This window comes from Sphingobacterium haloxyli, assembly GCF_002980525.1.
GTDB lineage: Bacteria > Bacteroidota > Bacteroidia > Sphingobacteriales > Sphingobacteriaceae > Sphingobacterium > Sphingobacterium haloxyli.
The window spans coordinates 101,136-113,675 of the sequence record NZ_PVBQ01000014.1 but is presented as its reverse complement, the minus strand read 5'-3'; the positions used below and the strand labels follow the sequence as shown (position 1 = coordinate 113,675).

Genomic DNA, 12,540 nt, shown 5'->3' with positions numbered 1-12,540 from the left:
ACACCGGCAGCTTACCCTGAAAACAGAACATGCCTTCCGGTCTTCCCAAAAACATTACAGAATCAGAAAAACAGAAAACCTTCGATAAAAATATTGGGAAACCTCCAAAAATGAAAAAGCCGCCTCAATTATTTTTGAGACGGCCTCATTCTGATTATATTATGAAATTCGGTTTTATTGTGCTTTTTCTAATTCTAGTACAAAGGCACCAAATCCACCCGCTGAAACGGTATACGAACCGTTAATTCTGATTCTGCCGCTACATGGATCTACATAGTTCGCATTTCCTCCGCCAGTAGATGCTACATATAACGTACCATACTGCCAAGAACCACCATAGGTTCCCAAGGGCTGACGCGCAACAGAAGCGGTATTATCTCCTAAATTAATATCGATGGTAATCGGATTAAAACCATCTATAGGATAAGTGATCGCAATGGTGGATTCGTCTACCTTAACCACGTCTGCGATAGATCCTACACCAAAATCAGCCCAACCATCTGTAACAACTTTAAACTTACCGTCACCGATAAAATCATCCGCAATATAACTACAGATAGCGGAATAGCGAGCCGTCGGGGACGCGTCTGGTTGGCTTCCAACATTAGCACCATAACCATCTCCGACCTCAGGAAAAGCAAGATAGGTCGCTCCTCCGGTAATATAGTTTACGCCAAAATCATAGCTATCCCCAGCAACAATAGTTCCGAACAAATCAGTCAACAACTGGCCGGATACGTCGAACTCATCGGGATAGGATGTAATGTTGCCTTTCAGTGTTTTTACATTTTTGGCGTCTCCATTTTTCATCACCACAAAATCTAGATAATCTGGCTTTTTATCCGAATCTTTAAAATATAAATCGATACCAATTTTTGCTTCAAAAGACATTGGATCATCATCTAGTATTGCCGGACTACCCGAAATTTTCGTAATATGCGGCTGATTAAGATATACCATACCGTCAGGCATAGTCGCGTTATCACTTTTTCTACATGCTGAAACCACCACCAGTGACAACAGCATCAATATGCTAAATATTTTCTTCATTTCAATACAAAATTAATTAAGGCATCCAAAATACTTTAGCTGTACCCAAATTACCCTTTTGAGCCGGTGCATTTGTGTTTTTATTTATCTCATCAGCTATAAATGGTAAAGAAAGTGGGAACGGTCTATTCAAAACAACACGTACAGGAGCAATGTCGTCACCACCATTTCCGCCCGCTGGCGGTGTTACAATCCCACCGAAGTCCGCAGGATTAAACAGAACTGGATAACCTGTTCTTCTATAGTCATTATATTGGTCAACCCATGATCCGATAGAGGACAGCCATTTTTGCGTCATGATATGCTCCAGCTTTTTATCATTCGAGGCAGAAGTGAACTGTGCCATAACAGCAGAAATATAATCATCTTCTTCATCAGATCCTGACAATACAGGAACAGACTGTGAAGACTGATTATTGGCAACAACATAGTCTATCATTTTAGAAGTTTCCGATATCGCTTTCTCTAAAAGCTCTCCCGCATTGCCGGATATTAGACCTTCTTGTGCTAACTCCGCCTGCAAAAACAAGATATCAGCATACGTGATCATCCTATAAGGTGCAGCTCCAGTTCCACTACTTGCGCTAGCGGTACCACCCGCACCCGTATCATATCTTCCACCGACCGGATATATTCCAAATAAACTGATCACATTCTGCGAATTTTTTGATCTGTTTGGTCCTTGTGATCCGAAATAGATAGAAACAAATCCTCCATCCCGATATTCTACGATATCTGAAGGGGCATCATCTTCCGTCATCTGGTTATAAAAATAATACGGGATTCGAGGATCTTCGATACCAGTCAATATATTATTATTATACCCCTTCATGATCTCATAAAGCCATGGCGAAGGTGACATGGTACGCTGTGTTGCATAATACTGAGAGAAAGCAGGATTACGGTCATCCGTAGCGCTATTTATCCCAAACGGTACCATAAAAGATTCTGCTGTAGAAGAGATCAAATCTCCGCTTGAAATCAGTGCATTGACCTCACTACTTACATCCTTCACTTTACGTTGCTGCACCAACAGTTTCAACTTAATGGAATTTGCCGCTTTAATCCAACGGGCCATATTTCCCCCGTAGATCACATCATCCGCCCCCGGTACAATTTCATTTTCCGCACTTGTGCTCTGCAAATTCACTATCGCTTCATCGAGCAGAGTAAATAATTGTGGATAAATATCCTCGCCTTTATCGTATTTAGGGTATCTGATTTGATTTGTAGTCAATTGGTTTGCTTCAGAAAACGGAACCTCGCCAAATAAGTCAACCAATACCGAATATGCGTAAGCTTTGATTATTTTAGCAATACCGACATACCGAGGATTTCCGTTTTCGGTACCTTGATTAATAATAAATTCGGTATTTGTCAAGACGTCTCTATACAAAAGAGACCAGCCAGCATCCCAAAAATAGTCATTCGGCAGTGCACCGTATTGATCGGCATTGCCGTAATGTGTCATCTGATGTGTATAGGCAGATAGATTTGTACCAAACCCACCTTTAGAAACACCGTTTTCATCAGTGTCACTTCCCATCGAAAGCCCGTAAGCTAGGTATTTTTGAATCCTTGGTAATAACACGTCCTCTGATAACGCGAGCGGATCATTGGGGTTATCGTTAATATCGAAGTGTTTTGAACACGAAGTAACAAAAACAGCAACGGCAGCTATGATAAAATATTTAGTTTTTTTCATGATACATTTCATTTTTAGAATCTAGCAACTAGATTGAATCCATAACGGCGTGTAGTTGGTGCAGCGGACAAGTCAAAACCTTGCGTCGTGGATGAACCAAAACTGTTGACCTCTGGATCGAAGTTAGCATATTTAGGGAAGTTCGGCGCAAAGAACCACAGGTTTCTGCCAGTAACGCTAAAGTGCAATCCTTTAACAAACGTGTTGGCGAATAATTTCTGTGGAAGTTCATAACCCAGAGACACCTCACGCAATCTGTATACAGTTGCGTCATAAATATTCCATTCCGTAGCGGTATTGATCGCAAATGTCTGCCCCACGCCTGGATCTGGAGAGAAGTACAAGTCATTGACTGCTATTCTCGTTTGGTTGCGGATTTTATTGCCATCTCCGTCTATTATCGGCTGACCTGTTATCGGATCGCCATACACACCAGGGATAATAGCATTATATTCACGACCTTCCGTATCTCTGGTTACACCCCTACCCAAATAAGAAGAATTAGTCACGGAATACATATCTCCGCCTTTGGTCCAATCGAAAAGCGCCATCAACGTAAAGTTTTTGTAACTAACTCGGTTATTGATACCCAGCTTAAAGTCCGGGTTAGGGTCACCAACCATACCCTCCTCGGGATCCTCGATCATCGCTCCCGTTGCCGGATTGATCAACAGGTTTCCTTCATCGTCACGCATAGATTTCGTTCCTCTGATATACCCGAAAGGCATCCCCGGCTCCAAATATGGAGAAACACCTGTCAAGACACCTCTCAATTGAATTCTGTCCGTTCCCTCCATTAAGTCTAATACCATATTTTTATTCTTCGTAAATGCGGCGTCTATGCTCCACTGAACAGGAGACTCTGGAGACAATGGTTTTACTCCCAAAGAAATCTCAACACCTCTATTTCGGATTTTGCCGAAATTGGTAAAAAGGAAATCATAACCGGAAGAGTTAGGCATTCCTGCGCGAGCCAATAGACCCGTAGAAATTTTGTTATACCATGTGAAATCCACAGTCAATCTATTTTTTAACAAACGAAGTTCTGTTCCTAACTCGACCTCATTGGTAAATTCAGGTGTCAAGTTCGGATCATACGCCGTATAATCGTAACGGCCTGTCGGTTGGCCTTGAAAATTCGGCCCGAACAAGAACACATCTTGTAACATGTAGGGGTCTGTATCACGACCTACCTTTGCCCACGCAGCTCTGACTTTAGCATAATTTAAGATATCGCTATCCATATTCAAAGCATCGGTCAAAACGAAAGAGGTAGATACTCCTGGATAGAAATAAGATCTGGAATTCGAAGGTAAAGTAGAAGACCAATCGTTACGTCCAACCAACTGTACAAACCAATAATCTCTAAAACCAAAATTGGCTTCAGCGAACACGCCCATTATACGACGTTTGAATACCTGATCCGTGTCAAAAATTTGTTGAGCCGTGTTTTTTAAAGAATAGATCCCAGGGGTAATGAACCGTCTACCTTCATTGATTACACGGTCCGTAACACGTTGATTATAGTTGTGTCCTATTCTACCAATTAAAGAAATATCTTCATTAATCTTTGGAGTAAAAGTAGCAAGAAAAGTAGATTCGAGTTCCTTATGATCCCTTCCGTCTAATATCAATGCTCCATTTCCCTCAAAAGCACGTGAACTGATTTCATAACGTTCCGAACGATCTAGGAAACTAATATTTGTTCCTAACATATAGCTAAAGCTTAACCAATCGGTTGCTTCAAAATCCAATCCCGCCGAACCCAGTATGCGGTTTTCTCTCGTTGTCGCAAAGTTATTGTGTGCCGACCATGTTGGATGATCAAATTGACCGGCCCCTAACCAGTTGAGGTTATGTCCGTTCGCGTCTTCCCAAGGTAATGATACATCCCAGTTTCTTGCTAAGAACAATGAACGCGCAAACTGTGAAGCTGCTCCCGACACTTGGTTTTCACCAAAATATCCTCCGATTTGACCGGAGTTCGCGAATGTCAGATTGGCTCTCGCCGTTAGTTTATCATATAATTTAGCAGTTCCACCCGCAGAAAGATTATAGCGTTTGAAACTAGAGTTAGGCACATAACCTTGATGATCCATCATAGAGGCAGTCATGTTGAAGCCTACAGTTTCGGTACCACCACTTATACCAACGGAATTTTCATAAACAACGCCCGTATTAAACAAGTCTTTCACGTTGTTCGGGTATGCTTGGTATGGAACTTTACTTCCAGGTGCAAAAATACCTGCGTCTATATAGGGACCCCAAGCCGCGATACTATCTAAGTTCCTGAACGCTGGCCCCCATGAACCATTAGAGTTTGAATAGGCAAAGTTGGCCCCTGCTCCATAAAGATTTTGATATTTAGGTAGGTTTGCTATATTTTCTAGCGAAACGGAACTTCTGAACGTTATCGATGTCGGTCTGTTCAATTTCGCGCTTCCAGACTTAGTCGTGATTAATACCACCCCGTTAGAAGCCCTCGAACCATACAACGCGGATGCAGCAGAACCTTTTAGAATGTTCATGGTTTCGATATCATTCGGATCCAACATGGCGATACCTGATGAATATGCTGTACCTCCGGATGTTTGATTACTTGTCACAACACTAGAATTATCGAAAGGAACACCATCAACAATAATAAGCGGTTGGTTGTCTCCCGTAAACGACGCGTTACCCCTAATCTGGAAACGTGTTGCAGCTCCCGGTGTACCTTGTGATGTACGAATGTCCACACCGGCGACTTTTCCCTGCATGGATTTCAAGATATCCGGCTCCGAGTTTTGCACTAAATCTTCGGGGTCAACATTCGCTTGCGCATAAGTTAAACTTTTAGCCTGTCGTTGGATCCCCATTGCGGTTACCACGACCTCTTCTAAAGTCCCTTCGTCTGCAGCCAATACTACATTTACAACGGATCGGCCACCCGCATTAACTCGTTGGCTGATGTACCCGACATACGAAAATGCAAATACGGCGTCATTTCCTGTAACCGAGATGGAATAGTTACCATCTCCATCGGTCTGCGTGGCGTTTGACGTACCCACCACAGCCACGGAAACTCCCGACAATGGAGATCCATCAGCTGCCGATGTCACGCGACCACTCACCTGTCGATTTTGCGCAAACGATACCCCTACCAGGCACGTTAGCACAAAAATTAAACTGAGTAATTTTTGTTTCATGTTTGTTTTTGTTTAGTATTTGTTTAGTTAAAAGATTGTTTCGTTACTAGTTTTTACTGCTATCCAATCCAAATAAATAAAGATTCACAAAGAGTCAAAATAGAAATGCAGACAATTCTGACCGCTCTTTTTTCTATTTTAGAACTGATCAGCATTAATCTTCTCTCTGTTAGTATAGGATAACAAAATCGTTTTGTTAAAATTTGTTAAACATTACAAATATAGAACAATTTATAAAAAATAAAATTGTCTGATTTTTTTAGCAAAGAAATTCAGATTAACAATTTGTTTCGCACAGCTGACAAATGGCGTAAAGCAATCAAGCCGCTTCAATAAGAAATGGGGGCGGTCAATATCCGTTTCCTTATAATGTTTACAGGTAAGTTTCAAATAAAGAATGCCCATCTAATATATTAGAGCAGGCATTCTTTCGTGAAGAACAAACACAAACTAATCGTTCTGTACAATTTCGGGATTCGCATCTAATTCTGGTCGTGGGAACAAAAATTGCCATCGATCGTCATCTATCGGAACCGCCATCAATCCGCCCACGGTGGAACTAACAAAATTCGGCGTCTTTGCTCGATCTAAGGGGTGATTTAGCCGCTTCAAATCTAAGAATCTAAAGCCTTCACCCCATAGTTCTGTACGACGGTGTGTCCATATTTCTTCCAGGAGGACATTTCCTGTATTAGTTGACTTAGTGGCTTCTAGATCTCTCACTTTTACAAACTCAAATAACGCATCCTGAGCCAAACCATCTTGATTGGAGCTAGCATAAGCTTCCGCTAAAATCAAGTACATTTCGGAGAGTCTTAATAGCGGAACATCTCCTAAAGATCCACCAGGCGCTTTAATGGCAAACTTCCTCGACATATAAGGCTGTCTCGCAAAAGAAGGCAGGGGCAAGGGGAAGTTAACTTCGTCAGGCTCCGGTTCCCAAATTTGCTTTCGGATATCAGTTTCTGATATTTTATCATACAACGCCGAATTGATACGTTTCGGATTAGCGCGCATGAAAGAAGTATTAGCATTATAAGCAATCTGAGCGAAATAAGATCCAAAAGCATCTCCTTGGTCTTGTGTTGGCATCGAAGCCCAAATAAACTCAGATAAAACGTTAGCGTCATTAAAACCTCGCATATAGTCTTCCTGATTCATCAAAGTATATTCATTTTGATCAATTAGTTGATTCGCATAACGGATCGCACTTTCGTAATCTTGCATTGTAAGGGCTACCCGAGCACGAATTCCTAACGCCACATCTCTATTCGCCATTGATTTATTAGTTCTTGCGCTTATATCGAAGGCTATTGCTTCGTCCAAATCCTTCACAATCGACGAATAGACTTCCTCAACAGTGACCCTCGGCATAACTTGATCCGCCGCAGTTAGCACCAATGGAACCCCAAGCTGGTTATTAATTCCCTTTGTCGCGTCATACCGTTCCCCATAAAATTGAACCAAGTAAGAGTATGCATATGCGCGCAATACCAGGGCTTGTGCCTTTACTGTATTTTTTTGTTCGTCTGTAGCGATAATATCATCGATATTATCCAAAATAGAATTGGCGTCACCTATAATCTTGTAAAGCGTCCTATAGTAATATTCAGTGAGTCTGTGGTTATCGTTTCGATGCCCTTGCCAATTTCCTTCCCCGGTAACGGTATACCAGTTTCCAGAACTAATATGAAGGTCTTCTCCCATAAAATCCATGGCTAATAAAATTCCTCCCATGCCTGGTTTGTTTTGAACATTCCAGTCTATAACCGTTGTCCGCTCAAACATAAACCGATATATACCATTTAGAGCGGTGTTAGCATTCTCGATAGAGGAAAATATTTCCTCTTCGCTGACTTTATCTGTAGGTGAGGTTTCTAAGTAATCTTTCTTACACCCCGTTGCAAACACGAGTATAGAAACTACGGATATTGATAATAATATTTTTTTCATGATGTTTATTCCTTAAATTAGAATGAAGCATTAATTCCTACGCTAAAAATTCGGGTTGGCAAGTACGTAGTATTATTTGTGCCATCAAATCCTTCCGTTGGATTCATACCTCTTCGTTTTGTAAATAACGCCAGGTTTTCTCCGGTTAGGAAGACTCTAGCTGAAGACATATCTATAGCATTTAACCAGTTAGATGGTAAATTATAAGAAACATTGACATTTCGGATACTAAAGTACGATGCATCGATCAGCCATCGATCCGACGCGGCATTAATGTTTGCACTATTCGATTGATCAAGTCTTGGAATACCACTTGTCGTATTGTCTGTCGTCCAAGCCTTCAACGCGTCGATGTGATATGACTTTCCAAACGAATTTGTCGACATGAGCCCAGCATACTGGCTGTCATACATCTTACCTCCAATTTGATAATTCAACAGAAAGGACATTCCTATACCTTTATAATTAAATGTATTCATTATGGATCCTACTAAATCAGGAATAGATGTCCCAGCGTAACCAAAACGAGCATAGTTTTGATTTACTACATAATCAACTCCATCAACACTTCTAATATGTTCCGATGCTGTTCCTTCCGCCGGGATATATAACGAAGATCCATCAGATGGGTCCACACCCGCATATTGTCTCAACCAAAATGAATAGTAGTCTCTCCCCACTTCTCTCCTTTTGGTGCCCGAAGTAATGACGGGTGTCTCTGCAGGCATCTTTGTAATCTCATTCTTGAAGGTCGTCAAGTTTTTCGTCAGTGTCCAAGTAAAGTTTTGCTTCCGAATCAAGTCGCCTGTAAGCGAAATTTCAAATCCTCTGTTATACATAGCTCCTACGTTCCGGAATTGAGAACTAACAGCAGCAGACAACGGAAGAGGTACAGTCATTAATAGCTGATCGGACCCTCTACGATAAAACTCTAGCTCTCCTCTCAGCCGATTCGAAAATAAGCTAAAATCCAGTCCAAGATTGAAGGTACTAGACGTCTCCCAGGTCAAGTTGGGGTTTGCTAAACTATAAAGAATAGTGCCAGGCAAGGTACCGTTGTTATAGCCTAGCTCATACAATGCTTGATAGCCGAAATAGATTCTATTGTTATTGGCGTCTAGGAGATGATTATTGCCTACTTGACCATAAGAAGATTTCAAACGTAAGTCGTTAACCCACGACACGTCCTGCATGAAGTCTTCTTTCGAAATAGCCCAAGCTCCACCAATAGAGAAAAATGTTCCCCAACGTTTTGATCTAGAAAAAATCGAAGAACCGTCCCTTCTTACCGACCCGTCAAAGAAATATTTTTCGTCATAATTATATGACCCCTTTGCGAACCAAGATTCTATACGATTGACATTTTTATAGCCTGTCGTAGAGAACGGTGTAACGTAATTATCAAATTCTGTGATGCCACCAGTGACTTGTCCTGTTTTTGTTGCTGTTTTCCTGTTAAATTGATAATCATAATTCTCATGGCCTGCTAATGCCGATATATTATGTACCCCGTCCAGAGATTTTCTATATGACAACACTTGATTAAATGTGTATGACCTTGTCACATCATTCAATCCATAAACCAGACCGTTATAAGATACGCCATCACCTACTATCGGATTATAAGTATAATCCCAATTACGGTTGGTTATATCCAAACTAATAGAGGGTGTAAAAGTAAAGTCTTTTAAGAACTTAACCTCCGCAAAGGCCCTTCCGCCAAGCATTGTTCTCTTATTAATTCTGTCATTTAACATCGTTTCGTACACAACGTGTCTGCCAGCAGAAGCTCCTCCGGGTCTATTAATCGCACCCGGATGCATTCCGTAGTCATAATAGTGGGTACCCGTTACTTCATCTACAATTGGCGCGCCAGTCGTATGGTCGTAGGCATGTACAGGATAAATAGAGCCTAGCCCGCGAATGAAATTAAACGGGTTGACGTAAGAATTGCCGTTTCCTGTAGAAGCGTCGACAGCTAAGGTACCAGTTGAAGTAGACCCCGAAATATTAACCCCTGTTCTCAACCAGTCTTTTATCTGTGAGTTTACATTTACTCGTCCATTGAATCGTTGGAAATCGGAGTTCAAAACATACCCCTGATCGTTCAAGTAACCGAGTGATACGTAATAATCCGAATTATCAGCGCTACCAGCAACGTTCAAATTCGCGTCTGTACGTTTTCCCGTTCTCTGAATAGCATCGAACCAATCAAAATCATCATATTTCAATCCAGCGTTTGGATTCATGCGACCTTTTATATCTAAAATTTGATCGTCTGGAACATCAAACGGATTATAAGCTAGCTCGTTTTTAATAGCTGCCAGTGCGGCTTGACTAGCCTCCTCTCCGCTTAGTCTATCTCCGGAGAACATCTCACTATGCTTAAGAGCCTGAAATACAGTCGGATAATAATCAAACGTACCAATAGTTTCATACTCCTGAATACCTCTTTGCGAAATTCCCTGTTGCAGACTCACGTTTAGCTTTGGTGTCCCACGACCTTTTTTGGTAGTAATCATAATCACACCATTGCCAGCTCGGGAACCATATAACGCTGCAGACGTCGCATCTTTTAATATGGAAATACTTTCAATATCAGCTCCCATAATATCACCAATATTGCCGTCAAATGGAGCTCCGTCAACGACGTACAAGGGTTCACTTGAGGCGTTCATAGATCCAATCCCTCTCAATCGAACATTAGCTCCTGAACCTGGTTGTCCATTTCCAGAGCTAACCGAAATACCGGGCGCCATACCCGCTAAGGCATTGGAAATGTTCGTCACGGTTCTCTTTTCTAAGTCATCAGATCCAATGGTCGCTATAGACCCCGTGACCTCCGACTTTCTGGCAGTTCCGTAGGCAACCACAACAACCTCGTCCAACTCGGTTTCATCACTCTCCAATTGTATATCAATAACCGTTTGTCCGTTCACATTGATACGTTGAGACAAAAATCCGACATAGGAAAAAATAAGGCTTGCGCCAGCATTTGGCACTTCTATAGTATAGTCTCCGTTTTCGTTCGTTTGGGTAGCCGTTGATGTACCCACTACCGCTACGGACACTCCTCCGACAGGGCTTCCTTCCTTGGCTGAAGTTACCCTCCCACTCACCTGTCGACTTTGTGCAAACGACACCCCTATTAGGCACGTCAGCACAAAAATTAAACTGAGTAATTTTTGTTTCATGTTTGTGTTGTTTAGTTATTAATTTGTTATTTGATTATCGCTTATGCTATTCCGGAAACTACTGACATATAGACAAATTTGTTGTAACGTCACTACTCAGCACAGCGCTACCATGTGTCGTAACGCTAAAAGCTAACGTAAAGTCAAGTAATTTGAACCTATGTCGTACGCAGTTTGTACGTATGCGTAAAAGTTACTGCCCTAACAAAGAAAAGGCAAAGGATTAGTTAATAAATTCTGTTTCATCTGTGTTGTTTGTTTAGTTAATCAATTTTTCTATCTCGCTCCTTTTGGGGAAAATGCCTCAACAGCGCCCTACATTTGTTAAAAACTGTTAAACTGTGCAAACATAAAAAATTAACTTTGTTCTTGCAACTTTTCAAAAAAACTAACACAATCACTGATACCGTACTAATAATTCGGGCGGAAAAGTACAAAACAAGAAAAACCAACAAACAAAACAACAACACAGAATGCCACCAATACAACAAAACATTATTCTATAAAAACATAAAACCAAGAAACATTAACACAGTAAACAGTGAACCGAAAACGAATTCAATCTTTTGGAATAGAACGATAAATATTATATTTTGTCAGAAAAAAGCCACATTATAATGCGTCGATAAGTACACATAAAAATCTATCTTTGTACCATGCGTTTTGACATCATTACTGTTTTACCGGGTTTATTGGACAGTCCATTTGCACATTCTATTCTGCAGCGCGCTCAGCAAAAGGGTTTGGTAGACATCCACGTACACAACTTACGGGATTATGCCACGAACAAGCATAAGTCTGTTGACGACTATCCCTATGGCGGAGGTTCCGGAATGGTAATGCAAATCGAGCCTTTTGCGGCCTGCATCGAAAAGTTGCAAGCGGAACGGCAATATGACGAAGTAATTTACATGACACCGGATGGCAAAACCCTCAACCAGGAAATTGCAAACGTCTTATCTTCCATAGAGAATGTCATTATCCTCTGCGGACACTATAAGGGGATCGATCAGCGTATCCGGGATGTGTTTGTGACCAAAGAAATTTCGATAGGCGACTATGTACTATCTGGTGGAGAGCTGCCCGCCGCAATATTGGTTGACGCTATTGTCCGGTTGATACCGGGCGTGCTGTCAGATGAGACCTCGGCACTATCGGATTCTTTTCAAGACGGATTGCTGGATGCCCCCATCTATACTCGGCCCGCAGAGTGGCGGGGCCACCGTATCCCGGAAGTGCTACTCAGTGGTCATGAAGCAAAAATAGCTGCTTGGCGTTATGAGCAACAACTGAAACGTACGGAAGAACGTCGACCTGATTTGCTAAATGATTAAAACTAACCGACATTTTTTATTTTTTTATCAAAAAAAATTTGTCAAATAAAAAATATTCATAAATTTGCGCTGTACATGATAACAAAACAATTACATACAAGCTGGTGGTGGCCCGA

Annotated in this window: 6 protein-coding genes; 1 reads left to right on the top strand and 5 read right to left on the bottom strand. The window is 41.4% G+C overall.

What is annotated here, in order from left to right:
- Positions 1-174: 174 nt before the first annotated feature.
- The 5 genes from C5745_RS15860 to C5745_RS15840 all read right to left on the bottom strand — a co-directional run bounded on the left by C5745_RS15860 (position 175) and on the right by C5745_RS15840 (position 11,090).
- Positions 175-1,050: a hypothetical protein gene (locus C5745_RS15860; RefSeq protein WP_105717982.1), complete on the bottom strand. Its 876-nt coding sequence runs from the start codon at positions 1,048-1,050 to the stop codon at positions 175-177.
- Between the two features lie 16 nt (positions 1,051-1,066).
- A complete protein-coding gene (locus tag C5745_RS15855; RefSeq protein ID WP_165793108.1) occupies positions 1,067-2,755 on the bottom strand; it encodes a SusD/RagB family nutrient-binding outer membrane lipoprotein in 1,689 nt (562 codons plus the stop codon).
- Positions 2,756-2,769: 14 nt separating this feature from the next.
- Positions 2,770-5,943 (bottom strand): SusC/RagA family TonB-linked outer membrane protein, encoded by a 3,174-nt coding sequence (locus C5745_RS15850; RefSeq protein ID WP_105717980.1) that lies wholly within the window; start codon positions 5,941-5,943, stop codon positions 2,770-2,772.
- A gap of 450 nt (positions 5,944-6,393) precedes the next feature.
- A complete protein-coding gene (locus C5745_RS15845; RefSeq protein ID WP_105717979.1) occupies positions 6,394-7,896 on the bottom strand; it encodes a RagB/SusD family nutrient uptake outer membrane protein in 1,503 nt (500 codons plus the stop codon).
- Positions 7,897-7,913: 17 nt separating this feature from the next.
- On the bottom strand, positions 7,914-11,090 hold the full coding sequence (locus C5745_RS15840; RefSeq protein WP_105717978.1) for a SusC/RagA family TonB-linked outer membrane protein: 3,177 nt from the start codon (positions 11,088-11,090) through the stop codon (positions 7,914-7,916).
- 656 nt (positions 11,091-11,746) lie between these two features.
- Between C5745_RS15840 and trmD the strand changes: the two genes are divergently transcribed.
- On the top strand, positions 11,747-12,424 hold the full coding sequence (gene trmD / locus C5745_RS15835; RefSeq protein ID WP_105717977.1) for a tRNA (guanosine(37)-N1)-methyltransferase TrmD: 678 nt from the start codon (positions 11,747-11,749) through the stop codon (positions 12,422-12,424).
- The last annotated feature ends 116 nt before the right edge of the window (positions 12,425-12,540 follow it).